Here is a 24,559-nt window from a genome sequence, read left to right on the forward strand (position 1 = left end):
TCGCATGATATAATAGTCTAGGTATGAATAGGAGTAATCACTATGATAATCAACCTATCAGACGTTTTGTCAGACCAGCATAAGACAGTTGAAGAGACTGTACCCCTCACGATGGATGAGATCCGGCTGAAGTCGGGGAATTATCCGGTTGTTGAACGGGAGCCGGTGCATGTGCGTGTGGAGCATGTGAAAGGGAAGGAACTGCTGATTCATGCAGATACTTCGCTCTCCGTAAATATTCCCTGCGACAGATGCCTGGATGATGTCAGATATGAATTTGTTCCGAATTTTACAAAGCATGTTGACGTGGGTCTCTCCGATGCAGAACTGACAGAGGAGCTGGATGAATCAAACTTTATTGACGGATATCATCTTGACGTGGATGCGCTGCTCGCAAATGAGCTTGTGTCTGAATGGCCGGTAAAGGTGCTCTGCCGGGATGACTGTAAAGGTCTGTGCAGGGTGTGCGGCCAAAATCTGAACACGGGGTCCTGTGACTGTGAAGATCCGGGACTTGATCCTAGAATGTCAGTTGTCCGTGACTTATTTAAGAATTTTAAGGAGGTGTAACCTATGTCAATCTGTCCAAAGAATAAATCTTCTAAAGCAAGAAGAGACAAGAGAAGAGCTAACTGGAAGATGAGCGCTCCGAATCTGGTGAAATGCAGCAAGTGTGGCGAACTTATGATGCCGCACCGTGTATGCAAGGCATGCGGAGCATACAACAAGCGTGAAATCATCTCCGTTGACTAATTATAATGCTCAGCGGGAGGGCGTAAAAACATTGTGTTTTACGCCCTCTTTCTATTTCCTGGAAAAACGGAAATATACGGGCTTGATTTTTATATGGTTTTCCATTAGAATAATTTCAGTAGTGTTAGGAGGAAGAAAAATGTCTGATATTACGAAGGTTGCCCTCGATGCCATGGGTGGTGACAATGCCCCGGGAGAGATCGTAAAGGGAGCCGTCGAGGCTGTACAGCAGCGCGGCGATATAAAGATCCTGCTCACGGGCCGGGAAGAGGTACTCAAAGAGGAGCTTGCGAAGTATACTTATCCTGAGGACCGGATTGAGATTGTGAACGCCACAGAGGTGATCGAGACGGCTGAGCCGCCGGTGAAGGCCATTCGCGGGAAGAAGGACTCTTCCATCGTGGTTGCCATGAAGATGGTAAAGAATAAGGAAGCGGATGCGTTCGTCTCGGCGGGCAGCACAGGTGCTGTTCTTGTCGGCGGACAGGTTCTTGTCGGAAGGATCAAGGGAGTTGAGAGACCTCCGCTTGCGCCGCTGATTCCGACGCTTAACGGTGTATCTCTCCTCATAGACTGCGGCGCCAATGTGGACGCCAGACCTTCCCATCTTGTACAGTTTGCGAGAATGGGATCCATCTATATGGAGAGCGTTATGGGAAAGAAGAACCCGAAGGTCGGCATTGTCAATATCGGTGCTGAGGAGGAGAAGGGAAATGCGCTTGTCAAAGAGACGTTCCCGCTTCTGAAGGCATGTAAGGACATCAACTTTATCGGCAGTGTGGAGGCAAGAGAGATCCCTTACGGGACGGCGGATGTGATCGTCTGCGAGGCTTTTGTCGGCAATGTGATCCTGAAGCTCTATGAGGGAGTCGGAGGAGCGCTGCTGAAAAAGGTGAAGGCAGGCATGATGGCAAATCTTCGCAGTAAAATCGGAGCACTGCTTGTAAAACCCGCGCTCAAGGCTACGATGAAGGATTTCGATGCCAGCGAGTACGGCGGGGCGCCGCTTCTCGGGCTCAACGGTCTGGTTGTCAAGACCCACGGAAGCTCAGACTCCAGGGAAGTGTGCAATTCGATTATCCAGTGCGTCACATTTCGGGAACAGAAGATTAACGAAAAGATAAAAGCAGCAATTCAGAAGGCGCAGGAAGACGAAAAGAAAGAAAACGAGTAAGGTAGGAGGATTTGATGATGGAATTCGAAAAACTGCAGGAAATTATTGCGGACGTTCTCAATGTCCAGAAAGATGAAATCAAACCGGAGACAACGTTTGTGGACGATCTGGGAGCGGATTCCCTGGATATTTTCCAGATTATCATGGGAATTGAGGAAGAGTTCGATATCGAGATCGACAACGATGAAGCTGAAAAGATAGTGACTGTACAGGATGCAGTTGATCAGATAAAAAAAGCAGTGGAATAGAAACAAGCGAAAACAAAAAAGCCCCTGTGGGCTTTTTCGTTTTCCAGGGGAAAGGAAGGAGCGGTACGAGAAGATGGAGGAGAAACTGAGAGAACTGGAAAAGAAGATCGGGTATGAGTTCCGCGATTTTTCGCTCCTTAAGCGGGCGATGATGCACAGTTCCTATACGAATGAAAAGAATATGCCGAAATATGAGTGCAACGAGCGCCTGGAGTTCCTGGGAGATGCGGTGCTGGAGCTGGTATCCAGCGAATTTCTGTTTAAGGAGTCGCCAAAGGTCTCGGAGGGGGAGCTTACGAAGACCCGGGCGAGCATGGTCTGCGAGCCGTCCCTTGCCATGTGCGCGGCAGATATCGGCCTGGGAGATTATCTTCTCCTCGGAAAAGGAGAGGAAGCGACAGGGGGAAGACTGAGGGATTCCATCACATCGGACGCCATGGAAGCGCTCATCGGCGCAGTTTACCTGGATGGTGGTTTTACTAATGCAAAAGAGTTCATTCACCGTTTCGTGCTCACGGATCTGGAAGATAAGAAGCTCTTTTATGATAGTAAAACGATCCTCCAGGAGATGATGCAGGCACAGGGAAGGGAGCCTGTGGCTTACCGGCTTGTCAGAGAGGAAGGACCGGACCACAGCAAGTCCTTCTTCGTGGAGGCGGTGATCGGAAAGAAAGTCTACGGAGCCGGCAGCGGACGGTCCAAGAAAGCGGCGGAACAGCGGGCGGCATACGAGGCGATTCTGCGGCTGAAGAAGGAAAAGTAAAGCGGGTGTGATATGTACTTAAAAAGTATTGAAGTGCAGGGATTCAAGTCCTTTGCGAACAAGATAAAATTTGAATTCCACAACGGAATCACCGGGATTGTCGGCCCCAACGGAAGCGGTAAGAGCAATGTAGCGGACGCGGTCCGCTGGGTGCTCGGGGAACAGAGAGTCAAACAGCTCCGCGGGGGCAGCATGCAGGACGTCATTTTTTCCGGAACCGAGAATCGGAAGCCGTTGAGCTATGCGTCGGTTGCCATCACTCTGGACAACTCAGACCACAAGCTTCCCGTGGAGTTTGAGGAAGTCACCGTGACGAGGAAACTCTACCGTTCGGGGGAGAGCGAGTACCTGATCAACGGGGCTGCCTGCAGGCTCAAGGATATCAATGAGATGTTCTATGACACGGGAATCGGAAAAGAGGGGTACTCGATCATCGGCCAGGGACAGATCGACAAGATCCTGAGCGGTAAGCCGGAGGAACGCCGGGAACTTTTTGATGAAGCGGCGGGAATCGTAAAGTTCAAACGCCGGAAAAATGTTTCCCTGAAAAAGCTGGAAGAAGAGCGGATGAACCTGACCCGTGTGAACGATATTTTAAAGGAGCTGGAAAAGCAGCTCGGCCCGTTGGAGAAGCAGTCCGAGACAGCCAGGGAATACCTGAAAAAGAAAGAAGAGCTTAAATCCTATGATATCAATATGTTCCTTCTGGAGGAGGAACGGCTCAGGGAACGCATCCGTGATGTGGAGGAAAAGTACGGCAATGCTTCTGCGGAGATGGAGGAGTCCAATGCCCGGTACGGGAAGATGAAAGAAGAGTACGACGCCATCGAACAGGAAGTGGAGACGATTGATCTTGCGATTGAGAAGGCGAAGAACCAGCTCAATGAGACGAACCTCTTAAAACAGCAGCTTGAGGGGCAGATCAACGTGCTGAAGGAACAGATCAACACGGCACGCATGAACGACGAGCACTACGGCCAGAGGCAGAGCGCCATCGCTGTGGAGATCAGCACAAGGGCGGACCAGAAGGAAGCGCTGGAACAGGACCGGAGAAAACTGAAGGAAAACCTTAAGGAGGCCTCAGCCCGGGATGAGAATGCCAGGCAGGAACTCATCCGGGTCCAGACTCTGATCGCGGAACATACGGACCAGATCGGGGAGAAGAAGCAGGAGATCATGGATCTTCTGGGAAACCGGGCTTCCACAAAGGCCAAGATCCAGCACTACGATACCACCAGGGAACAGATTGCCGCGAGAAAGGCTGTCCTTGCCAGAAATATTATCGAGGTTTCCTCGGAGTCGGAGAGACAGCAGGAAAGCCTGAAGAAATATGAGGAAGATCTGAGGACAGTGCAGGCGGCGATCGCCGAATACGGCAGCCGGATAACAAAAGCGGAGGCGGAGATCGAGGCATACCAGAAGGAGATCGCCGAGAAGCAGGAGAAGCTGCGGATCGGGCAGACCGCATACCACAGAGAGTCCTCCCGCCTGGAATCGCTGAAAAACATTACCGAGAGATATGACGGATACGGCAACAGTATCCGGAAGGTCATGGCGAATAAGGACCGGGAAAAAGGTCTGATCGGCGTTGTGGCAGATATCATCAAGGTGGACAGGGAGTATGAGATCGCCATCGAGACCGCCCTTGGAGGCAGTATCCAGAATATCGTCACCGACAATGAGGAGACGGCCAAGCGGATGATCGCTTTCCTGAAAAAGAATAAATTCGGCCGCGCCACATTCCTCCCGCTGACCAGTATGCGGGGAAGCGGCGGGATCCGGAGCGAAGAGGCGCTTCGTGAGCCCGGAGTCATCGGCGTTGCCAGTACTCTGGTACACGTGGAAAAACGGTTCGAAGGCCTGGCAGACCAGCTGCTCGGCCGGACCATCGTGGTGGATGAGATAGACCATGGGATTGCCATTGCCAGAAAATACAGACAGTCTCTCCGTCTGGTTACTCTGGAGGGAGAACTGATCAACCCGGGCGGATCCATGACCGGAGGTGCTTTTAAGAACTCCAGTAATCTCCTCAGCAGAAGAAGAGAGATTGAAGAGTTTGAGAAGACCGTTGCCATGTTAAAGGCTGACATGGAGGAGATGGACCGTGCTGTTACGGAAGTGAAGAACAGGCGTGCCGCATGCTATGCACAGATCGATCAGATCCAGCAGGAACTCCGGAAGGCTTCCGTCGTAGAGAATACGGCAAAGATGAACGTGGAGCAGACGCAGATCCGCATGAGAGAGGCACAGCAGCGCTGCGAAGGGTATGTCCGCGAGCAGGACGGCCTGGCAAAGCAGTTAAAAGAGATTGCGGATAACGAGGATTCCATTCAGATGGAACTGGAGACTTCGGAAAATCTGGAAAAGGAACTGAACACCCGGATTGAAGAGCTCCAGAAGGAGCTGGACGAGGCGAAAGAAGAGGAGAACGTGCGTCTCAGAGAGTCCGAGCAGCTCCATCTTTCCCTTGCAGGTCTGGAACAGCAGAGCACCTTTATCGAGGAGAATATCTCCCGTATCACTGAGGAGACGGAGAAGTTCGAGAGCGAGCTCAAAGAGCTGGAAGAAGGCAAAGGCAATGCTTCCGAGGAAATCCGCCAGAAAGAGGAGAAAATACGGGAGCTCAGAGAGGCCATTGAGAACTCAAAAGAGCTTTTCGAGGAGATCGGCTCCGAGATCAAGGCGCAGACGGCAAAAAGGGACGAGCTGAACCAGAAGAACAAGGATTTCCTGGGAATGCGGGAGGAACTTTCCAAACATATCTCCGCCTTGGACAAGGAGTGCTTCCGTCTGAACAGCCAGAAAGAATCCTATGAGGAAGCTTCGGAGAAGCAGATCAACTACATGTGGGAGGAATATGAACTCACCTATAACATGGCCATGGAATTGCGGAATGAGAACCTTACCGATCTGGCATTCATGAAGCGGCAGATCCAGACTCTGAAAAACGAGATCCGCAAACTTGGCACTGTCAATGTAAATGCCATCGAGGACTTTAAAAACGTATCGGAGCGCTATACGTTCCTCAAGGCACAGCACGATGATCTGGTGGAGGCTGAGGCTTCTCTTGTGCAGATCATCGCCGAGCTTGACACTGCCATGCGCAAGCAGTTCGCGGAGCAGTTCAGACGGATTGCCGAGGAGTTCAACAGCGTGTTCCGGCAGCTCTTCGGAGGCGGAAAGGGAACGCTGGAACTGATGGAGGATGAGGATATTCTGGAAGCGGGAATCCGCATCATCGCGCAGCCGCCGGGAAAGAAACTGCAGAACATGATGCAGCTCTCCGGCGGGGAGAAAGCCCTGACCGCGATCTCCCTGCTGTTTGCGATCCAGAACCTGAAACCGTCGCCTTTCTGTCTGCTGGATGAGATTGAGGCGGCTCTGGACGACAGCAACGTGTCCCGGTACGCCCAGTACCTCCACAAGCTGACAGAGCACACCCAGTTTATCGTCATTACCCACAGAAGAGGAACCATGGCTGCCGCAGACCGGCTCTACGGTATCACCATGCAGGAGAAAGGGGTTTCCACCCTGGTATCTGTAGACCTTCTGGAGGACGAGCTGGATAAATAAGGATAGAAACAGGGAGAAAAGAATAGGATAGTAAAGAAAAAGGAGACGTCTTATGGGAGAGAAACAGGGATTTTTCAAACGCCTTGTCTCCGGGCTTACAAAGACGAGAGACAATATTGTATCCGGAATGGACAGTATTTTCCACGGTTTTTCGAAAATCGACGACGAGTTCTACGACGAGCTGGAAGAGACGCTGATCATGGGAGACCTGGGCGTGCACGCCACCATGAATATTCTGGATGATCTGAAAGAAAAAGTACGCCAGCAGCATATCCGGGAGCCGCTTGAGTGCCGGCAGCTGCTGATCGACAGCATCCGGGAACAGATGGATGTGGGAGAGACGGCATATGAGTTCGAGAACCGCACTTCCGTGGTCTTTGTCATCGGCGTAAACGGCGTCGGCAAGACGACCACAATCGGAAAACTGGCCGGAAAACTCAAAGCACAGAATAAAAAGGTGATTCTGGCGGCTGCAGACACGTTCCGCGCTGCAGCCGGGGAGCAGCTGAAGGAGTGGGCTTCCCGGGCGGGGGTGGAGATGATCGGCGGCCAGGAGGGAGCGGATCCTGCCTCCGTCGTCTATGATGCGGTTGCGGCTGCGAAGGCGAGAAAGGCGGATGTTCTGCTGTGTGATACGGCGGGACGGCTTCACAACAAGAAGAACCTGATGGAGGAGCTGCGAAAGATCAACCGGGTGATTGACCGGGAGTACCCGGAAGCTTTCCGCGAGACTCTGGTGGTACTGGACGCTACCACCGGACAGAATGCCCTTGCCCAGGCGAGGGAGTTTAACGAGGTGGCGGATGTCACAGGCGTGATCCTTACCAAGATGGACGGGACCGCCAAGGGGGGGATTGCAGTGGCCATTCAGGCGGAGCTCGGTATCCCGGTGAAGTACATTGGCGTGGGCGAGTCCATCGATGACCTGCAGAAATTTGATTCAGAGGAGTTTGTGAAAGCACTATTCTACAGAGAGGATGATAAAAATGATGACGTTGGAGAAATTTGAGGAAGCCAGTGAACTGGTAAAAAAAGTGACCAATCCCACGAAACTGGTCTACAGTGACTATCTGAGCGAGCAGACCGGGGGAAAAGTTTATTTGAAGCCGGAAAACATGCAGTATACCGGGGCGTACAAGATCCGCGGGGCATATTACAAGATCAGCACGCTTTCCGAGGAGGAGAGAAGCAGGGGGCTGATTACTTCTTCTGCGGGAAATCATGCCCAGGGCGTTGCATTTGCTGCGAAGAAATTCGGTTGTAAGGCGACCATTGTCATGCCTACGGTCACACCGCTGATCAAGGTGAACCGCACCAAGAGCTACGGAGCGGATGTCATCCTCTACGGGGATGTATATGACGACGCCTATGCCTATGCGTGCGAGCTGGCGGAGAAGAACGGATATACGTTCGTACACCCCTTCAACGACCTGGATGTGGCAACCGGACAGGGAACCATTGCCATGGAGATTGTCCAGGAGCTTCCCACAGTCGATTACATCATTGTTCCCATCGGCGGAGGCGGGCTGATCGCCGGTGTGTCCACTCTGGCAAAGATGCTCAACCCGAAGATCAAAGTGATCGGTGTGGAGCCTGCCGAGGCGGCGAGCATGACGGCAGCTCTCAAGGCAGGTGAGGTCGTGGAACTGGAAAGTGCCAATACGATCGCTGACGGAACCGCTGTAAAAGCAGTGGGCGACAAGATCCTTCCCTACGTGCAGGAAAACGTGGACGAAGTCCTTCTGGTGGAAGATGATGAGCTGATCGGCGCTTTCCTTGACATGGTGGAGAATCACAAGATGATCGTGGAGAATTCCGGCCTCCTTTCCGTGGCGGCTCTGAAACAGCTCGATCTCAGGGGCAAAAAGGCAGTCTGCATCTTAAGCGGCGGAAATATGGACGTAATCACCATGTCCTCCATCGTACAGCACGGCCTGATCCAGAGAGACAGGATCTTCTCCGTGTCTGTCCTGCTCCCGGATAAGCCGGGTGAACTGGTGCAGGTGGCAAAGACCATCGCAGACGAGCAGGGCAATGTCATCAAACTGGAGCACAATCAGTTTGTCAGCACAAACCGGAATGCCGCTGTGGAGCTGCGTATCACCATGGAGGCGTTCGGCACCGAGCATAAGAACCGGATCCTGGATGCTCTGGAGAAAAAAGGATTCCGGCCGAAACTGATCAGCGCAAAATTATATTAAGGGGAGAAAAAATGAATCGCAGAAAACCGGGAAAGGGAGAAGTCTACAGACATTTTCGGGGAAAGCTCTACCGGATCCTCCATATCGCCGTCTGGACGGAGAACGGCGGGGAGATGGTGGTTTTCCGGCCAAATGATGATACGAATGAGGAGGGAAAAGTCTATGTCAGCCTCCTGGAGCAGTTTTTAAGTCCGGTGGATAAAGAAAAATATCCGGATGCTGACCAGGAGTACCGCTTCGAGCTTGTGCGGGAGGACACGCAGGAGAAAACGAAGCGTCCCGACAGGGAAAGGGCTGAGGGGAAAAGCCCGGAGGAGCTGATTCTGGCATTTCTTGATCTGAAGGACAATGAGGAGAGGATCGAATTTCTTCAGAAGCACCGCAGCGAGATGAGCGACCGTTTCCTGACCGCGGCATCAGAGAGTCTGGAATTTGTGGAAAATGCAGAGACCATGGAAGAGCGGTATGCCGGGCTTCTGCGGTTCTTAAGGACGAAAGTAAAATATGAGAGCCGCAGGCTCAGATAATAGAAGAGGAGTATAAGACAGTGATTGAATTTTTCAAAGCATTTCTGTTCGGTATTGTGGAGGGAATCACAGAGTGGCTTCCTATCAGCAGTACCGGGCATATGATTCTGTTAAACGAGTTCGTCAAACTGGATGTATCGGAAGAATTTTACAGCATGTTTGAGGTTGTCATCCAGCTGGGAGCGATCTTTGCAGTGGTGGTTCTGTTCTGGCACCAGATCTTCCCGTTCGGAAAGACGAGAAAGAGCAACCGGCTCGCCAGAACCGGCGTGCTGCGGTATGTAAAAAAGGATATCTTCTATCTGTGGGTTAAGATCCTGATCGCATGCATACCTGCGGCTGTAGTAGGAATCCTTTTCAATGATGTGTTTGAGGAACTGTTCTACAATTATCAGTGCGTTGCCCTTGCGCTGATTATTTTCGGTATCGCCTTCATTGTGATCGAAGAGCAGCACAAAGGAAAGCCGGCGAAGGTCAACAGCCTGGGAGAGCTTTCCTACCAGACTGTTCTGCTGATCGGGGTATTCCAGCTTATCGCAGCAATCTTTCCGGGAACGTCCCGGTCAGGCGCTACGATCGTGGGTGCGCTTCTTCTCGGCGTTTCCAGGACAGTTGCGGCGGAGTTTACTTTCTTCCTCGCCATCCCGGTGATGTTCGGAGCAAGCCTTTTAAAACTGGTGCAGTTCGGCCTGGAGTTTACCTCCTTCGAGGTGCTGATCCTGCTGATCGGCATGGTGACGGCTTTTGTTTCATCCATGCTGATTATCCGGTTCCTGATGGGGTATATCAAGAAACATGATTTCAAGGTATTCGGATATTACCGGATCGTGCTCGGCGTGCTGGTGCTGCTGTATTTTATACTGAGATAGGCGGTTTTCTGCCCGCAGCCGGACATAACGGAGAACGATCTTAGCCGGGGATTACATACAGAAAAGACAGAGAGCAGACAGGAAAAGAGTGGGAACGCGGTGAACAGGGCGGACTGTTCATCCTCACTCATCCGGGTCTGCTCCTCTTTTTTTCTGCTTAATTTTCCATATCAGAAGGAGCATTCATACTGCCAGCTTTTTACTGTCAACACGGCTTTTTAACACAAGTGACAGCGCGGCTGATAATATTCTTGCAAATACGGTACTCCACCAGATCATGATCTGTCCGCCGAATAATGGCGGTAATACAAACATAAAAACAAGCATAAATAAAGGTTCTATGTATGTTAAAACGTAGGAAAATATACTCTCTTCTGTTGCATAAAAACTGACAGTTGTAATACGGGTTACAGCGACGAACGGAACAGAAATGAGGAATATCGGTATAATCTTACCCACTTCAATATTTACTTCTGTTGATACACCGATTTTAATAATATTTTTTGATACTGACGCTATGTTAGAGAACGGAATATTTAGAGTAAACTGTTTATATCTCAACATATAAATCACTGCTGTCAGGAAAGTCACTCCCTGACCTATAACGGTTGCAATCGAGGTAAGGAAATGCCCTCTGCCGTCAACGCATGGGCGCTTTACAAAGTGTAAGGTGTATGGGTATAATTAAAGAAAAAATAAAGAAAATATTATCGCCTGTGTTAGGTACATGCGCAGTAAACAGGGAAAAATATCAGACAGAAAGGGAAGCGGAATCAATGATTTCATTTACAGCGGAAAATAAAGCAGTAACCATATTTCCGGGCTCAGAGCCGGATCGGCCGGTGATCTATCTCAATACGTTCGGAGATGAGGGGGAACAGGTATTTCAGGAACTGCAGGCTCACGGCTGTCCGGATTTCAATCTCGCGGTTATCGGCAATCTGGAGTGGAATCACGATATGGTTCCCTGGGATATCCTTTCGATTTCGGAAAAAGATGCGGCTTTTACCGGCGGGGCAGATGAATACCTGAATTTTTTGATTGGGCGGATTATTCCGGAAGCGGAGCGGGAGATAAAGGGAAAACCGGTATGGCGCGGACTTGCCGGCTATTCGCTTGCCGGTCTGTTCGCTGTTTATGCAGTCTGCCGGACGGAGCTGTTTCCCCGCGCTGCAAGCATGTCCGGTTCCCTCTGGTTTCCGGGAATCAAAGATTATATCCTCAGCCATGGGGAAGAGGTAAAAGCGGAGCATATCTATTTCTCGCTGGGCGACAGGGAAAACAGGACGAGGAACAGAACCATGAAGTGTGTCCGGGAGAATACAGAGGAGATCGAAACATTTCTGAAAAGCCGGGGAAAGGATACGGTTTTTCAGCTGAATCCCGGCGGTCACTTTAATAATACTGTGGAGCGGAGTGCCGCCGGGATACGTTGGCTTCTGGGTAGACCATAATGTTATTTTTTCATTCCCGGCGCGCATAGAAAGGCGATCCCCAGTCCGAGAAGAACCCAGGGCGCAGCGGCGGTAATAAAGTCGGCAGTCCCCTGAGGCAGAGAAAAATCATTGAGCGACAGGACGATGGACAGGATAATGGCAATCCATCCGGTCAGAATCATCCTGTGGTTGGTTTTTACAGTATTCGTGTCTTTTTCAATCTTTTTCAGCATTTTTCTGTCTCCTTTCGCGCAATATCTGATTGCAGTATGATTTCTGTAAATATTATTTCATAACAGGGCGAAAATGTCTATCAAAAATTTTTGACAAGTGCCTCAAAAATATTGTCAGGCACCTGAACGCATACGTCCGGTATACCCTCGAAGGAGACATAGCCGCCTTCAAAAAGGCGCAGTTCCACGGTCATACTGTCAGGCATATGGAAATACAGATGGAAGATTTCTCTGTCATCGTAGACGGAAGTCTCGCCTTCATCCAGGGGAATACTGCCGGTCGGTATAAATTCCGCCGAATTCATTGCGCTGATAAAGGAATTCAGCACGTCTGTCTGTCCGAACTCTATGTCATGGCGGATTCCCTGCGAATAATACCAGGATTCCCTGCTTTCATATTCTGCCGAAATGTAGCCGGAGAGATGGAGCCGTTCCTCGAAAAGTTCGGAGCCGTATTTCAGTGTAATGCCGCTGCCGCAGATATAGGTGGCTGACGGTCCGTCATCCTGTTTCAGTAAGAGCATGAAGGAAGGTTCATAGCCTTTTGCTGAATAGAAATCTCCGCTGACACTGCCTGCAAGTTCCACATAGCCGTCATCAGGAGTCCACTCATCAATCAGACCTGATGCGGTGCCGAGATACTCCCCAGTCAGTGCAAGAAGCGCTGTGCTGTCGCTTAAAATTTCATACTGGGTATACACCTGTCCCTGATAGATGAAGAACGGAATCATGCTTGCCGAAGTACCGGAATCTTCGGCTGAGAGGGAAATCTGCAACGGGGGAATCGTGATACCTTCCCCGGACACGGTAATGCCGCTGATCTCTTTGACATCAGGAAGTGCGTCCCTGTGCAGAATCCGTGAGCCGAGAAAAACCGCGCTGACAATAAGGCACAGACCGGCGGCAGCAGGCAGCAGAAGAGGGCGGTGGTTTGCCGCATTTTTAGGGCACAGCCTGAGCGTATGTTTACGGTGCATCATAACTGCGCGTTTACGGCGCGAAAAATATCGTTTCCTGCTGCTGTTAAACTGCAGCACTTCTTCAATATAGCGGTCGTCGAGTTTGTTCATTGCCTCGAAAAACAGTTTGGAAGAAAATTTTCTGCTCATAATAACACCCCTTCCTTTTCCAGATAGTTTTTCAGTTTCCTGCGGATACGGGTAAGACGGACGGATATGTTTTTCTCCGTTATTCCCATGTGCCCGGCAATTTCGCCATAGCTGTCAAAAAACCAGTAGCGTCGCAGAAAGATTACCCGGTTTTCCGGTGGAAGCGTATCCAGAAAGCTTCCGATGATCCGGGAAAGTTCTCTGGCATCGATCTCGGCCTCCACTGTGTCGGGAGCAAAAAGACAGGCTTCCATTTCTTCTATAGCAATATCACATACACTGCTGCGTTTCTGCGCTCTTTTCCGGTAAAAGAGCTTCAGAGAAATATTCCGTGCAATTTTGCAGAGAAAAGCGGACAGCGGAGAAGGATCTGCGGGCGGAATGGCATTCCAGGCACCAAGATAAGTGTCGCTGATACATTCCTCTGTATCTTCACGGTTATTTAAAATGTGAAACGAAAGTTGGAAGAGCAGTTTTCTGTATTTTCTGTCCGTCTCCCGGATCGCCTGCTCCGAACGTTCAAAATACAGGCGGATAATTTCCCTGTCATCCATTGGCTCTGTCCCTCCCTCCGATCAGATCTTTTTTCAGCTCTCAATTATATACTACCGTTTTGAAAGGAAAAACTACAGAAAAAAATATTTTTTCTTCAATAAGTGTGCAAAGTAATATTTCCTTGACTTATAAATACTACAGATGTAATATTTATAAAAAGACTACACGTGTAAGATTGAAAGATGAGAGAATCCTTGCCTTGATAATAAGATGAAAATAGAACAGAAGGAGCGGAAAATGAAAAGAAAATGGAAAAAAGCGAGAGATTATGCCGGAATATCCGCAATGGTACTGCTTGTAATCGCGTTGTTCGGACTGACAGTATCCGGAACGTTGACGGGATTCCGGGACGGTTCGGGAAAAGGGGCAGGGCAGCAGGAACAGATAACGGATGAGGCGTCAGGGCAACAGGAGCAGGTGGCAGAAGAGGAATGCCTTGAAGTGATGCAGAAGGTGAAGGGCGTTACAGATATTCGGGAAGCGGCAGAGAGGATCAGTGGAAATGGCTCACCGGTGACTGCCGGTGAAAACGGTACAATGAATATGTTGAACTATGAAGAAATGGAAGCTTTTCTGAATCAGGTTCAGAAAGAATTAAAAGTATCTTCAGAGAATGGCTATCCCGATGCAGAAGAGTGCAGTGTGGTACTTTACCGGGTTTATTCCGGCGGAAAAATTCACCGGGAAGAATATACCTTTGACGGAAAGGATATGTATGTTCTGACCTGCATCGGCTCCTGCGAAGAGGCAGGTAATCCGGTGGTCCTGAATATATCGTATACACGTATACAAGAATGGGGATATACAGAAAAAGGGTGGTTTCTCTACAGGCTGTGTGTGCCTCAGCCTCCGGAGGTGTCAGAGATCGTGGATGGCAATGTGCTGATCCGGGTCAGACCTCTGCCGCAGGAATATCTGGAGATTGCGGAACAATACATCCGTCCTCTGGGATATATGAGCAATAATCTGCTGCGCTGCGACTGGGGAGAGGGGCATATGGAACAGGTGGACTTTACCGGAAGCTTTGAATCCTTCTATCAGATTGAATATGGGAAAAAGATCGATTCCTCGGAATGTGCGCAGGGAATCCGGGCAGAAGAATTTGAGACTCTGATGACCCGGTATCTTCCGGTAACGGTGGAGGAACTTCGCAAGTATGCGCAATATGATGAGAAAACACAGTCGTATCCGTGGACTGCACTGAGCTGCGGAAATTATTCAGTAAATGCATTTTCCACATCATTTCCCGAGATAACAGATATGGAGCAGAATGAGGACGGGACGGTGACATTTACGATTGACGCTGTGTGTGAAATGGCAGGTACTGACCGGGCGCTGTCTCACAAACTGACTGTGGAATTTGCTGAAGGAGGCAAAGTTCGGTATCTGAAAAATGAAGTTCTGGAAAATGGAACGGAAGAGGTACCAGAGTATGAGTACCGGATGCAGGTTCGGGTTTTGATGAAAATTTTTGAAGGCAGAAGCAGCTATGATCCGGACGATGTAAAGCTTATGAAGGAGCTGATGTTTTCAGGCAACAGCGGTGAACAGAAAATTTACGGGAAAACAGGGAGCGGACCGGATGAAAAAGCATGGTTTGTCGGATTTGCGGAGGAGAAGGAGGAAAGAATATACTTTGTAGTATATCTGAATGATCCCGGCCATCAGGAGGCGATATCCGGAAGTCTTGCAAGGCAGATCGCGGAAAATATCGTGAAAACCTTACTATAAGAATCAGCAGTTATGCAGTCAGGAATGCCGCAGGACGTCCCTGACTGCAGCGTCAGAAATTCTTCCGAGTGGTCAAAGAAGATCTCCGGTGCTATTTTACAATCTGCTGAAAGCATCATTTTTCGAGAGATAAGTTTCAAACATTCTGATCAGCTGCAGAATCTGGCGGCTGATCTGTTCCCGCCGGGAGTCGTATTCTTCCCTGTCCAGAAGCGCTATATGTTCCAGAAAGGAAAAAACAACGGTCTGGACAAAGCTGAGGGCATCTTCGGGGACAACGCCCGGGGCAAGGAGCCCACTGCTGTCTGCCGCGTCCAGAAGGCGTCTCTGGGTTTGCTCAAAGGTCTTTATCTCGGCTGCAGCGGGCTGCTCCTCAGGCGGAAGATGCTGCTGGCGGTTGTACATATACAGGATGACCAGCAGGGAGAGATCCTCCCTGTGTTCCAGCAGTTCCTCGCAGAGAAACTGGTAGTTCTGCAGGAAACGTTTCAGGGGCTCTTCTGAATCCTGGGAGGGGCGAAACCACTGTCCGCAGGGTGTCACGGCATTCTGAGCCAGTGTGTAGAAGATATCATTGATGTTTTTGAAGTATTTATACAGAGTGACATTGGAAATATCCAGAGTGCGCGCCAGCTTCTGCATGGTCAGGGAAACAGGGCCGTCTCTGAGAATGATATCCCTGGCACATGAGAGGATTTCTGTCCTCCGCCTCTGGCGCATCTGTTCAAAATATGCTGTCTGATCCATGAAATTCTGCCTTTCTAATATAATCAGTGTTTAAAATGCTTAAAATTATTATAACATTTCTCCTTTATTATTGCAATCTGCATATAAATGACTTAATATAGTGTTAAGCGATTTAACTACAGTTAATGGAACTGGAAAGGAGAAGAAAATGAAGACAGAACTGATAACATTACATGAGGACAGAAAAGTAACGCTGACTGCATATCTGCAGGAGGTGGGCGGTGAGTTTGGCGGCATTGAAAAGCGTCCCGCAGTGCTGATTCTCCCCGGGGGAGGCTACAGTATGTGCTCTGACAGAGAGGCAGATCCCGTGGCGTTTCCGTATCTGAAAGCCGGATATCAGGCTTTTATTCTCCGATATTCTGTGGGCGCAGACAGTGTGTGGCCCAATCCTCTGAATGATTATGAGGAGGCGATGGCCATGATCCGTGAGAAAAGCGAGGAGTGGCATGTGATCACGGACAGGATTGCGGTCATCGGATTTTCCGCGGGAGGCCATCTTGCCGGATGCGCGGCAACTATGTCGGTAAACCGTCCGAATGCCGCAATTCTGGGATACCCGGTTATTGACGGCGAGTGCGTGAGGGTGTATGAGAAGACGGCGCCGGACGTGCCCTCTGCCGTGGATGAGAAGACCTGTCCCTGCTTTGTTTTTGCAACCAGGACAGACAGCCTGGTTCCGATTTCCAATACAGTGCATCTTCTGAATGCCCTGACAGAACACGAGATTGCTTTTGAGAGCCATATTTATTCCAATGGGCCCCATGGTTTTACTACCTGTGATTCATCCGTTCAGAATCTTCAGATGACCTGCAGCCGCGTGCCTCACTGGGTGGAGGACAGTATTGAGTGGCTGAAAGATGTGATGGGAGATTTCGGCAACGGATCCGTGACGGCTCCGAGGTTCGGTGCAAAACTCAATGGCAACCGGGATGAGTATCTGAACATTGACTGCACCATGGGGTATCTGATGAGCAGGCCGGAGGCCATGGCGGTGATCGGTCCCGTAATGGCGGCAGGACAGCAGAATACGGACGGCCAGTCCCAGGGACCGGCAATGGGATACGATCCGGAGATGATACAGATGATGATGGCTCCGATGAAGCTCAGAGACATCCTCGGCTTTGCGAATCTTCCGGAAGAGACAGTGGAACAGATTAATGCCCAGTTGAATGCAATCGAAAATAAATAGGAGGGAAAATACGATGAAACTTGCGGAACTTTTTCAGAACGGTATGGTGCTGCAGAGGGAAAAACCGGTCACAGTCTGGGGAACAGCGGACCCCGGGGCGGCAGTAACAGTCTCGATACAGGGCAGGAGCGCGTCGGCCGTGGCGGATGCACAGGGAAACTGGGAACTTCAGCTGCCGGCCCTTGAAGCTTCCGGGAGTGAGCGTCTGGAGGACGTCAGCAAAGAGGAAAAGATCTGCCTGGAGGATGTGGCTGTGGGCGAGGTATGGATTGCCGGCGGACAGTCCAATATGGAGTTCCCTCTCTGCTATGAAAAACACTGGGCGCAGGAGAAGAATACGGAGAATCCGGAACTCAGGTTCTACGATGTGCCGGAGGTATGTTATGACGGCCAGGAGCAGGATTTTGACTATAGCAATATGGGAGTATGGAGAAAGGCAGACGGGGAGGATAATCTGAAATACTTCTCTGCGGTGGCCTACTATTTCCAGAAAGCGATTGCTGAAAACCAGAAGGTTCCGGTGGGAATTGTCGGCTGCAACTGGGGCGGGACACGGGCCTGCGCCTGGATGAATGAAGAGACGGTAAAGAGAGTGGGAAAGCCCTGGATGGAGCTTTTTGAGCGGGATACGGCGGATCTGGATATGGAAGAATTCTGGGAGGAACAGCATACAAATCCCATGAACGATAAGGGCAATGTAAATATGGATCCTATGAATGCCTTTATCCTTTCCGGTACTCCGACCATGGAAGAGATCGTTGCGATGGCCCGGCAGGCCATGGGACAGGCAAAAGAGGCAGGGGGAACGGAAAGTACAGAGAATCTGCCTGAGATGTCCTTCGAGGAAGGTATGGCGAAATATGCCAATACCCCTCAGCCTTTTAATTTTCCGGGATGTCTGTATGAACATATGGTAAAGAAAGCTTCCCCCTTCACAGCGCGCGGCGTTCTCTGGTATCAGGGAGAGAGCGATGATGTGCCGGGAATGCAGGCTTTGTACAAGGATATGCTGACAGGACTGATCGGAGACTGGCGGGAAATATTCCGCGACAGTGAACTTCCTTTCTATATTGTACAGCTTCCCGGATATCGGAGCTGGATGATGCAGGCAGGCATAGATTTCCCGACAATCCGCCGCTGCCAGGAGGAAGTGGCGGAGAGCGTGGGAGGAGCATACCTGTGTTCCATTTCCGATGTGGGGGAAGAATTTGATATCCATCCGAAGGACAAGAAGACAGTGGGAAACCGCCTGGCGCTTCTGGCAGAAAAATATACCTACGGTGAAGAGCTTCTGGCAGATGCGCCGGTAGTGGAGTCCGCGTCCCGGGAGGACGGCAGGATCGTGCTGAACTTCCGGAACGCCGGCAGTGGGCTGACTGTTGACGGAGATCAGGTGTCAGCGCTGACACTTTCCCGGGACGGCAGAGAAATACCATTTGAAGCCTGTGCAGACGGCGGGCGTCTGATCCTGACCCCTGAATCTCTGCCGGATAATTCCGTAAAAGTGGATTTCGCCCAGACAGGGTGGTATCGGATCAACCTTTACAATTCAGCCGGCATACCGGCCATTCCCTTCTCTGTCAGAGTATAAAGGGAGAAGAAAGATCGTCAGACCCTGTCCGGAAATTTTAAACTTCGCCTCTGCTTCGTTTTTCAAGCAGCGCATGAATCTTATCTGTCGGGTTGAGCACTTTCCCGATGGTCACGTCGTGATTCAGGGAATCAATGATCATTGCCAGGAATTTGCTCATATCCGCCATGACGAAGTAGGGCTTTTCATAAAGCTGGGGCGGCAGATATGTAAGATTGGTGACGATCAGTTTGTCAAGGTAGCCTTTATTGTAGTAATCGTCGAATTTCTCGAAACCGTCGGTAAAGAGACCGAAAGTGGTGCAGACGAATACCCGGGAAGCACCGCGGGATTTGATCTGCCTTGCCACGTCAAGCATACTCTCTCCGGAGGAGATCATATCATCCACGATGATCACGTCCTTGCCGGATACGTCGTCGCCGAGGAACTCGTGGGCAACGATTGGGTTCTTGCCGTTTATGATGGTGGAGTAGTCCCGGCGTTTGTAGAACATTCCCATATCCACGCCGAGGACGTTGGAAAAGTATACGGCGCGGTGCATGGCGCCCTCGTCTGGGCTGACGATCATCATGTGATCTTTGTCTGCCTTAAGATCCGGGATCGCGCGGAAGAGTGCCTTCATAAACTGGTACGGCGGATTGAAGCTGTCGAATCCGCTTAACGGAATGGCATTCTGTACCCGGGGGTCATGTGCATCAAAGGTAATGATATTGCTGACGCCCATGTATGTCAGCTCCTCCAGTGCAAGCGCGCAGTCCAGAGATTCCCTCTTCGTGCGTTTGTGCTGGCGGCTCTCATAGAGGAAAGGCATGATGGCAGTGATGCGGTGTGCCTTTCCGGCGGAGGCCGCAATGATTCTCTTTAAGTCCTGATAATGATCGTCCGGCGACATGTGGTTGACATGGCCGTTTACCAGATAGGTCAGGCTGTAGTTGCACACGTCTGTCATGATAAACAGGTCCGTGCCCCGGACGGTCTCTTTGAGGATTCCTTTTGCCTCTCCGCTTCCAAACCGCGGACAAGCGCAGTCCACAAGATAATTATTCGATTTGTAATTCACGTAAAGAGGGGATTCGGTGACTTCGTTGATTGTGTTCTCACGGAAGGAAACGATATAGTCGTTGACTTTGCGTCCCAGTTCCTTACAGCTTTCCATTGCAACGATTTTCAGCGGGGCAACGGGAAGTGTCTTTTCTAATGCTTCGATATTTGACATGGTTTTCTCCTGTAAACATTGATTTGTATTGTACATACACTTTATATCATTTTTTTTCATGAAATTCAAGCATGGCTTTGCGGAACCGGGAATTTATGGTATACTGTTAACTAAGTGCGGATATATGACGGGAAAGGTGCGAAAGCGGCATCGCCGGAAAAGATCCGCAGAAGAAACAGGGAGTTTGAATTAATGAAAAAACATGATCATATTGTAAAAACTGTGGAGCCGGGAAGCATTGCCGATGAACTCGGCATTGAGCCGGGCGATAAGCTTCTCTCCATCGACGGACATGAGATTGAGGATATTTTTGATTATCAGTATTATGTGGAAGATGAAGAGATTCTGCTTCTGATCGAGAAGCCGGACGGCGAGGAGTGGGAACTGGAGATTGAAAAGGACCCGGACGAGCAGCTCGGAATCGGGTTCGGCCAGGGGCTTATGGACGAGTACCATTCCTGCCGGAACAAGTGTATATTCTGCTTTATCGACCAGATGCCGCAGGGAATGCGGGATACCCTCTATTTTAAGGATGATGATTCCCGTCTTTCTTTTCTCCAGGGAAATTATATTACGCTGACAAATATGAGCGACCACGATGTGGAGCGGATTGTGAAATACCGTCTGGAGCCTATCAACATTTCTTTTCAGACGACGAACCCGGAGCTGCGCTGCAGGATGCTGCATAACCGGTTCGCCGGGGATGCCCTGAAAAAGGTGGATATCCTCTATCAGGGAGGGATCGAGATGAACGGTCAGATCGTGCTCTGCAAGGGTGTCAACGACGGGGAGGAACTGGAGCGGACGATCCGCGACCTGACCCGTTACCTTCCTCTTTTAAAGAGTGTGTCTGTCGTGCCGGTGGGACTTACAAAATACCGGGAAGGGCTCTATCCGTTGGAACCGTTCACAAAGGAGGAGGCACAGAAAGTGCTTTCCGTGATTCACGGCTGGCAGGAAAAGATTTACGAGGAGTACGGACTGCATTTCATCCATGCCGGGGATGAGTGGTATCTTCTGGCGGAGGAAGATCTTCCGGAGGAGGAGCGGTATGACGGTTATCTCCAACTTGAGAACGGCGTGGGAATGCTGCGGCTTCTGATCAACGAGTTTGAGGAGGCATTTGCCGCGCTTCCGGCAGGAGATATTTGCGGAACCACAGAGGCGGCGGGCGCGCGGAGAGAACTGTCCATTGCCACGGGCCGGCTGGCTTACCCGTATCTGAAGCGGATCGCGGAGCAGATGGAAGAGAAGTATCCGTTTCTTACGGTTCATGTACACAGCATCCGCAATGATTTCTTCGGGGAGCGGATCACGGTTTCCGGACTGATCACCGGGCAGGACCTGACCGCCCAGCTGAAAGGAAAAGAACTTGGCAGCAGGCTTCTGATTCCCTGCAACATGCTCAAGACCGATGAGGATGTGTTCCTTGACGATTATACGGTAAAAGATGTGTCCGATGCTTTACAAGTTCCGGTGGATATTGTAAAATCAAGCGGGCAGAATCTGATCGATGCGATTCTGGGCTGCTGATGCGGCGGGAAGATAGTAAGAGTATAGAGAAAGGCTGAGAATAGTATGAGTAAACCAGTAGTGGCCATTGTGGGGCGTCCGAATGTGGGAAAATCTACATTGTTTAACGCTCTGGCGGGAGAGCGGATCTCCATTGTGAAGGATACGCCGGGAGTTACCAGAGACAGGATCTATGCGGACATCACATGGCTGGATAAAGAATTTACGATGATTGATACCGGCGGAATCGAGCCGGACAGCAGGGACGTGATCCTCTCCCAGATGAGGGAGCAGGCGCAGATTGCCATTGATACGGCGGATGTGATAATCTTTATCACAGACGTCAGGCAGGGACTTCAGGATGCGGATTCCAAGGTGGCTGACATGCTCAGGCGCTCCGGAAAACCGGTGGTCCTTGTGGTGAACAAAGTCGATAATTTTGAGAAACTTATGCCTGATGTGTATGAGTTCTATAATCTGGGAATCGGGGATCCCATCCCTATTTCCGCGTCTTCCAGGCTGGGACTGGGAGATATGCTGGATGCGGTTACGGCACATTTCCCCGAGGGAAGCGCCGGGGAGGAAGATGACGATCGCCCGAGAGTTGCGATCGTGGGAAAGCCCAATGTAGGGAAATCTTCCATCATCAACAAGCTTCTGGGTGAGAACCGGGTGATTGTCTCCGATGTGGCGGGAACTACCCGGGACGCCATTGATACGGAGATCGTCCACAACGGGAAAGAATATGTGTTTATCGACACAGCAGGTCTGCGCCGGAAAAACAAGATCAAGGAAGAACTGGAGCGGTACAGCATTATCCGTACCGTGGCGGCTGTGGAGCGGGCGGATGTGGTTCTCATGGTCATCGATGCAGTGGAGGGCGTGACCGAACAGGATGCCAAGATCGCCGGAATCGCCCATGAGAGAGGAAAAGGAATCATCATCGTTGTGAACAAGTGGGACGCCATCGAAAAGAATGACCGCACTATGCGGGAATACGAGGCGAAGATCCGCCAGACGCTGTCTTACATGCCTTATGCGGAGATCATGTACGTCTCTGCGCTGACAGGACAGAGACTGAACAAACTGTACGACAAGATCGACATGGTGATTGAGAACCAGACGCTGCGCGTGGCAACCGGAGTTCTCAATGAGATTATGACAGAGGCAGTGGCGCTGCAGCAGCCGCCGTCCGACAAGGGAAAGAGGCTGAAACTTTACTATATCACGCAGGTTTCCGTGAAGCCGCCCACATTCGTGATCTTTGTAAACGATAAGGAACTGATGCATTTCTCCTATACACGGTATCTGGAAAACAAGATCAGGGAGGCATTTGGATTCCGGGGGACTTCCCTGAAGTTCTTTATAAGAGAGAGAAAGGAAAAGGAGCAGTAAAGTTATGGAACGATTGATCTGTCTTGCGATCGGCTATGTGTGCGGCCTTCTTGAGACCGGGTACTGGGTCGGGAAAATGTATCATGTGGATATCCGCAAGAAAGGGAGCGGAAATGCAGGTTCTACCAACGCTGTGCGTATACTCGGATGGAAGGCGGGAGCCATGACGTTTTTCGGGGATGTGCTGAAATGCTTTGTGGCTGTGCTGATCGTGATCTTCATGTACCGGGGCAGCGAATGTCTTCCCCTGCTTGCCATGTATGCGGGAGCCGGGGTCACACTGGGGCATAATTTTCCCTTTTATCTGGGATTCAAGGGAGGCAAGGGAATCGCCGTGATGGCGGCGCTTGTTGCGGCAAACAGTTTCTGGCATCTTCCGGCAAGTCTTCTCCTGATCCCTGTGACGCTTGCCTGCTTCCTGGTTCCGGTACTCATCACAAGGTACATATCCGTGGGCTCGCTGCTTGCCTATCTGGTATTCTTTATCGAGATGGTGCTCTGCGGGCAGGCGGGATGGCTGGACATGGAGCCTCATTACCTCTATGAGCTTTATATTCTGGTGTTTGTGCTTTTCGCTCTGGCATGTTACCAGCACCGGGCAAATATCAGAAGGCTGATGAACGGGACGGAGAACAAGTTCGGCGGAAAGAAAAAAGAATAAGGAGAAAAATAATATGGCGAATGCAGGCGTACTCGGAGCGGGAAGCTGGGGCACAGCTCTTTCTGTTCTGCTCCATGACAACGGACACCAGGTAACAGTGTGGTCCATCGATGCGGATGAAGTGAAGATGCTGCGTGAGAAGAGGGAGCATCTGACGAAACTTCCGGGGGTGAAGATCCCGGAGGACATGGTGATTACCGGAGATCTGGAAGAAACCGTACGGGGAAAGGATTTCCTCGTGCTTGCAGTACCTTCCGTATATACAAGGGGGACGGCGCGGAAGATGCGACCCTTTGTCAGCGACGGGCAGATTATTGTGGATGTGGCAAAAGGAATCGAGGAGTCCACGCTGAAGACGCTGTCGCAGCAGATCGAGGAGGAGATTCCCCAGGCGGATGTGGCAGTCCTTTCCGGTCCGAGCCACGCGGAGGAGGTGGGACGGCGGATGCCAACCACCTGCGTCATCGGCGCGAAGACGAGAAAGACGGCGGAGTACCTGCAGTCCATGTTCATCAGCAAAGTGTTCCGCGTTTATACAAGTCCGGATATTCTGGGAATTGAACTTGGCGGGGCGCTGAAAAACGTGATCGCCCTGGCAGCCGGAATTGCAGACGGGCTTGGATATGGCGACAACACAAAGGCCGCCCTGATCACCCGGGGAATCGCGGAGATCGCCCGGCTCGGCGTGAAGATGGGCGGAAAGATCGAGAGCTTTGTAGGGCTGACCGGGATCGGTGATCTGATCGTGACCTGTGCCAGTGTACACAGCCGGAACCGGAAAGCGGGATACCTGATCGGAAAGGGTCGCACCATGCAGGAAGCCATGGATGAGGTCAACATGGTCGTGGAGGGCGTCTACTCGGCAAAAGCAGCGGCTGCCCTGGCGAAGAAGTACGATGTTGCCATGCCCATTGTGGATGAAGTGAACCGGGTGCTCTTTGAAGGAAAAGACCCGGCACAGGCGGTGGACGACCTGATGATGCGGGAATCGAGAAGTGAGAATACCGCGCTTCTGTGGGAAGAGACAGAAGAATAGCATAAACCCCCTGTCTGCTGCATAGACTGGTATCAGC

Annotated in this window: 24 protein-coding genes; 18 read left to right on the forward strand and 6 right to left on the reverse strand. The window is 50.8% G+C overall.

Features of this window, described 5'->3' with window-relative positions:
• Window positions 1-42: 42 nt before the first annotated feature.
• The 10 genes from B5F07_RS01255 to B5F07_RS01300 all read left to right on the forward strand — a co-directional run bounded on the left by B5F07_RS01255 (window position 43) and on the right by B5F07_RS01300 (window position 10,108).
• Window positions 43-570: a YceD family protein gene (locus tag B5F07_RS01255; protein ID WP_087159456.1), complete on the forward strand. Its 528-nt coding sequence runs from the start codon at window positions 43-45 to the stop codon at window positions 568-570.
• A 3-nt stretch (window positions 571-573) separates the two neighbouring features.
• Window positions 574-753 carry a 50S ribosomal protein L32 gene (gene rpmF / locus B5F07_RS01260; protein ID WP_004846204.1) on the forward strand — a complete coding sequence of 60 codons (180 nt, stop codon included), beginning with the start codon at window positions 574-576 and terminating at the stop codon, window positions 751-753.
• 139 nt (window positions 754-892) lie between these two features.
• Window positions 893-1,927 carry a phosphate acyltransferase PlsX gene (plsX, locus tag B5F07_RS01265; RefSeq protein WP_087159457.1) on the forward strand — a complete coding sequence of 345 codons (1,035 nt, stop codon included), beginning with the start codon at window positions 893-895 and terminating at the stop codon, window positions 1,925-1,927.
• A 17-nt stretch (window positions 1,928-1,944) separates the two neighbouring features.
• Complete coding sequence (gene acpP, locus B5F07_RS01270; protein WP_087159458.1) at window positions 1,945-2,175, forward strand: acyl carrier protein; 231 nt, start codon at window positions 1,945-1,947, stop codon at window positions 2,173-2,175.
• 73 nt (window positions 2,176-2,248) lie between these two features.
• Window positions 2,249-2,938: a ribonuclease III gene (gene rnc / locus B5F07_RS01275; protein ID WP_087159459.1), complete on the forward strand. Its 690-nt coding sequence runs from the start codon at window positions 2,249-2,251 to the stop codon at window positions 2,936-2,938.
• A gap of 12 nt (window positions 2,939-2,950) precedes the next feature.
• Window positions 2,951-6,511 carry a chromosome segregation protein SMC gene (gene smc, locus B5F07_RS01280; RefSeq protein ID WP_087159460.1) on the forward strand — a complete coding sequence of 1,187 codons (3,561 nt, stop codon included), beginning with the start codon at window positions 2,951-2,953 and terminating at the stop codon, window positions 6,509-6,511.
• Window positions 6,512-6,563: 52 nt separating this feature from the next.
• Window positions 6,564-7,520 (forward strand): signal recognition particle-docking protein FtsY, encoded by a 957-nt coding sequence (ftsY, locus tag B5F07_RS01285; protein WP_087159461.1) that lies wholly within the window; start codon window positions 6,564-6,566, stop codon window positions 7,518-7,520.
• Window positions 7,498-8,712, forward strand: coding sequence for a threonine ammonia-lyase (gene ilvA, locus B5F07_RS01290; RefSeq protein WP_087159462.1), 1,215 nt, complete (start codon window positions 7,498-7,500; stop codon window positions 8,710-8,712). Before ftsY ends, ilvA begins: the two co-directional genes overlap by 23 nt.
• An 11-nt stretch (window positions 8,713-8,723) precedes the next feature.
• On the forward strand, window positions 8,724-9,239 hold the full coding sequence (locus B5F07_RS01295) for a DUF1653 domain-containing protein (protein ID WP_087159463.1): 516 nt from the start codon (window positions 8,724-8,726) through the stop codon (window positions 9,237-9,239).
• 20 nt (window positions 9,240-9,259) lie between these two features.
• Entirely contained in the window at window positions 9,260-10,108 is an 849-nt protein-coding gene (locus B5F07_RS01300) for an undecaprenyl-diphosphate phosphatase (RefSeq protein ID WP_087159464.1), read from the forward strand.
• Between the two features lie 183 nt (window positions 10,109-10,291).
• On the opposite strand, the gene B5F07_RS01305 is transcribed toward B5F07_RS01300, so the two are convergent.
• A complete protein-coding gene (locus B5F07_RS01305) occupies window positions 10,292-10,672 on the reverse strand; it encodes a hypothetical protein (RefSeq protein ID WP_140397963.1) in 381 nt (126 codons plus the stop codon).
• 212 nt (window positions 10,673-10,884) lie between these two features.
• Here B5F07_RS01305 and B5F07_RS01310 point away from each other — a divergent pair, with 212 nt between their 5' ends.
• Window positions 10,885-11,562: an alpha/beta hydrolase gene (locus B5F07_RS01310; RefSeq protein ID WP_087159465.1), complete on the forward strand. Its 678-nt coding sequence runs from the start codon at window positions 10,885-10,887 to the stop codon at window positions 11,560-11,562.
• A gap of 2 nt (window positions 11,563-11,564) precedes the next feature.
• Here B5F07_RS01310 and B5F07_RS01315 read toward each other — a convergent pair whose 3' ends face one another.
• The 3 genes from B5F07_RS01315 to B5F07_RS01325 all read right to left on the reverse strand — a co-directional run bounded on the left by B5F07_RS01315 (window position 11,565) and on the right by B5F07_RS01325 (window position 13,440).
• Window positions 11,565-11,777 (reverse strand): hypothetical protein, encoded by a 213-nt coding sequence (locus B5F07_RS01315; protein WP_087159466.1) that lies wholly within the window; start codon window positions 11,775-11,777, stop codon window positions 11,565-11,567.
• Window positions 11,778-11,857: 80 nt separating this feature from the next.
• Window positions 11,858-12,886, reverse strand: coding sequence for a hypothetical protein (locus B5F07_RS01320; protein ID WP_087159467.1), 1,029 nt, complete (start codon window positions 12,884-12,886; stop codon window positions 11,858-11,860).
• Window positions 12,883-13,440, reverse strand: a complete 558-nt coding sequence (locus B5F07_RS01325; RefSeq protein WP_087159468.1) for an RNA polymerase sigma factor — start codon at window positions 13,438-13,440, stop codon at window positions 12,883-12,885. The genes B5F07_RS01320 and B5F07_RS01325 overlap by 4 nt, the downstream gene beginning before the upstream one ends.
• A gap of 238 nt (window positions 13,441-13,678) precedes the next feature.
• Here B5F07_RS01325 and B5F07_RS01330 point away from each other — a divergent pair, with 238 nt between their 5' ends.
• The gene (locus B5F07_RS01330; RefSeq protein WP_087159469.1) at window positions 13,679-15,172 is read left to right on the forward strand and encodes a DUF6070 family protein; all 1,494 of its coding nucleotides are present in this window, start codon (window positions 13,679-13,681) and stop codon (window positions 15,170-15,172) included.
• 96 nt (window positions 15,173-15,268) lie between these two features.
• On the opposite strand, the gene B5F07_RS01335 is transcribed toward B5F07_RS01330, so the two are convergent.
• Complete coding sequence (locus tag B5F07_RS01335; protein WP_087159470.1) at window positions 15,269-15,919, reverse strand: TetR/AcrR family transcriptional regulator; 651 nt, start codon at window positions 15,917-15,919, stop codon at window positions 15,269-15,271.
• Window positions 15,920-16,067: 148 nt separating this feature from the next.
• Here B5F07_RS01335 and B5F07_RS01340 point away from each other — a divergent pair, with 148 nt between their 5' ends.
• Entirely contained in the window at window positions 16,068-17,111 is a 1,044-nt protein-coding gene (locus B5F07_RS01340) for an alpha/beta hydrolase (RefSeq protein WP_087159471.1), read from the forward strand.
• A gap of 13 nt (window positions 17,112-17,124) precedes the next feature.
• Window positions 17,125-18,702: a sialate O-acetylesterase gene (locus tag B5F07_RS01345; protein ID WP_162613026.1), complete on the forward strand. Its 1,578-nt coding sequence runs from the start codon at window positions 17,125-17,127 to the stop codon at window positions 18,700-18,702.
• Between the two features lie 37 nt (window positions 18,703-18,739).
• Here B5F07_RS01345 and B5F07_RS01350 read toward each other — a convergent pair whose 3' ends face one another.
• On the reverse strand, window positions 18,740-19,918 hold the full coding sequence (locus tag B5F07_RS01350) for a ribose-phosphate pyrophosphokinase (RefSeq protein WP_087159473.1): 1,179 nt from the start codon (window positions 19,916-19,918) through the stop codon (window positions 18,740-18,742).
• Between the two features lie 192 nt (window positions 19,919-20,110).
• Here B5F07_RS01350 and B5F07_RS01355 point away from each other — a divergent pair, with 192 nt between their 5' ends.
• The 4 genes from B5F07_RS01355 to B5F07_RS01370 are packed head-to-tail and all read left to right on the forward strand — an operon-like array spanning window position 20,111 to window position 24,522.
• A complete protein-coding gene (locus B5F07_RS01355) occupies window positions 20,111-21,451 on the forward strand; it encodes a DUF512 domain-containing protein (RefSeq protein WP_087159539.1) in 1,341 nt (446 codons plus the stop codon).
• A 45-nt stretch (window positions 21,452-21,496) separates the two neighbouring features.
• Window positions 21,497-22,825 carry a ribosome biogenesis GTPase Der gene (gene der / locus B5F07_RS01360; RefSeq protein ID WP_087159474.1) on the forward strand — a complete coding sequence of 443 codons (1,329 nt, stop codon included), beginning with the start codon at window positions 21,497-21,499 and terminating at the stop codon, window positions 22,823-22,825.
• 4 nt (window positions 22,826-22,829) lie between these two features.
• Complete coding sequence (locus B5F07_RS01365; protein WP_087159475.1) at window positions 22,830-23,486, forward strand: glycerol-3-phosphate acyltransferase; 657 nt, start codon at window positions 22,830-22,832, stop codon at window positions 23,484-23,486.
• Between the two features lie 13 nt (window positions 23,487-23,499).
• Window positions 23,500-24,522, forward strand: coding sequence for an NAD(P)H-dependent glycerol-3-phosphate dehydrogenase (locus tag B5F07_RS01370; RefSeq protein WP_087159476.1), 1,023 nt, complete (start codon window positions 23,500-23,502; stop codon window positions 24,520-24,522).
• The last annotated feature ends 37 nt before the right edge of the window (window positions 24,523-24,559 follow it).

Source organism: Lachnoclostridium sp. An169, assembly GCF_002160525.1.
Classification (GTDB): Bacteria; Bacillota; Clostridia; order Lachnospirales; family Lachnospiraceae; genus Mediterraneibacter; species Mediterraneibacter cottocaccae.

What these genes read in the sequence shown, in the direction of transcription:
- B5F07_RS01330 (WP_087159469.1), top strand. Translation starts at nt 13,679, where the DNA reads ATGAAAAGAAAATGGAAAAAAGCGAGAGATTATGCCGGAATATCCGCA.
- B5F07_RS01255 (WP_087159456.1), top strand. Translation starts at nt 43, where the DNA reads ATGATAATCAACCTATCAGACGTTTTGTCAGACCAGCATAAGACAGTT.
- rpmF (WP_004846204.1), top strand. Translation starts at nt 574, where the DNA reads ATGTCAATCTGTCCAAAGAATAAATCTTCTAAAGCAAGAAGAGACAAG.
- B5F07_RS01325 (WP_087159468.1), bottom strand. Translation starts at nt 13,440, where the DNA reads ATGGATGACAGGGAAATTATCCGCCTGTATTTTGAACGTTCGGAGCAG.
- B5F07_RS01355 (WP_087159539.1), top strand. Translation starts at nt 20,111, where the DNA reads ATGAAAAAACATGATCATATTGTAAAAACTGTGGAGCCGGGAAGCATT.
- B5F07_RS01370 (WP_087159476.1), top strand. Translation starts at nt 23,500, where the DNA reads ATGGCGAATGCAGGCGTACTCGGAGCGGGAAGCTGGGGCACAGCTCTT.
- B5F07_RS01310 (WP_087159465.1), top strand. Translation starts at nt 10,885, where the DNA reads ATGATTTCATTTACAGCGGAAAATAAAGCAGTAACCATATTTCCGGGC.
- B5F07_RS01345 (WP_162613026.1), top strand. Translation starts at nt 17,125, where the DNA reads ATGAAACTTGCGGAACTTTTTCAGAACGGTATGGTGCTGCAGAGGGAA.
- B5F07_RS01340 (WP_087159471.1), top strand. Translation starts at nt 16,068, where the DNA reads ATGAAGACAGAACTGATAACATTACATGAGGACAGAAAAGTAACGCTG.
- B5F07_RS01350 (WP_087159473.1), bottom strand. Translation starts at nt 19,918, where the DNA reads ATGTCAAATATCGAAGCATTAGAAAAGACACTTCCCGTTGCCCCGCTG.
- der (WP_087159474.1), top strand. Translation starts at nt 21,497, where the DNA reads ATGAGTAAACCAGTAGTGGCCATTGTGGGGCGTCCGAATGTGGGAAAA.
- rnc (WP_087159459.1), top strand. Translation starts at nt 2,249, where the DNA reads ATGGAGGAGAAACTGAGAGAACTGGAAAAGAAGATCGGGTATGAGTTC.
- ftsY (WP_087159461.1), top strand. Translation starts at nt 6,564, where the DNA reads ATGGGAGAGAAACAGGGATTTTTCAAACGCCTTGTCTCCGGGCTTACA.
- B5F07_RS01305 (WP_140397963.1), bottom strand. Translation starts at nt 10,672, where the DNA reads ATGTTGAGATATAAACAGTTTACTCTAAATATTCCGTTCTCTAACATA.
- B5F07_RS01315 (WP_087159466.1), bottom strand. Translation starts at nt 11,777, where the DNA reads ATGCTGAAAAAGATTGAAAAAGACACGAATACTGTAAAAACCAACCAC.
- ilvA (WP_087159462.1), top strand. Translation starts at nt 7,498, where the DNA reads ATGATGACGTTGGAGAAATTTGAGGAAGCCAGTGAACTGGTAAAAAAA.
- B5F07_RS01320 (WP_087159467.1), bottom strand. Translation starts at nt 12,886, where the DNA reads ATGAGCAGAAAATTTTCTTCCAAACTGTTTTTCGAGGCAATGAACAAA.
- B5F07_RS01335 (WP_087159470.1), bottom strand. Translation starts at nt 15,919, where the DNA reads ATGGATCAGACAGCATATTTTGAACAGATGCGCCAGAGGCGGAGGACA.
- B5F07_RS01295 (WP_087159463.1), top strand. Translation starts at nt 8,724, where the DNA reads ATGAATCGCAGAAAACCGGGAAAGGGAGAAGTCTACAGACATTTTCGG.
- acpP (WP_087159458.1), top strand. Translation starts at nt 1,945, where the DNA reads ATGGAATTCGAAAAACTGCAGGAAATTATTGCGGACGTTCTCAATGTC.
- B5F07_RS01365 (WP_087159475.1), top strand. Translation starts at nt 22,830, where the DNA reads ATGGAACGATTGATCTGTCTTGCGATCGGCTATGTGTGCGGCCTTCTT.
- smc (WP_087159460.1), top strand. Translation starts at nt 2,951, where the DNA reads ATGTACTTAAAAAGTATTGAAGTGCAGGGATTCAAGTCCTTTGCGAAC.
- plsX (WP_087159457.1), top strand. Translation starts at nt 893, where the DNA reads ATGTCTGATATTACGAAGGTTGCCCTCGATGCCATGGGTGGTGACAAT.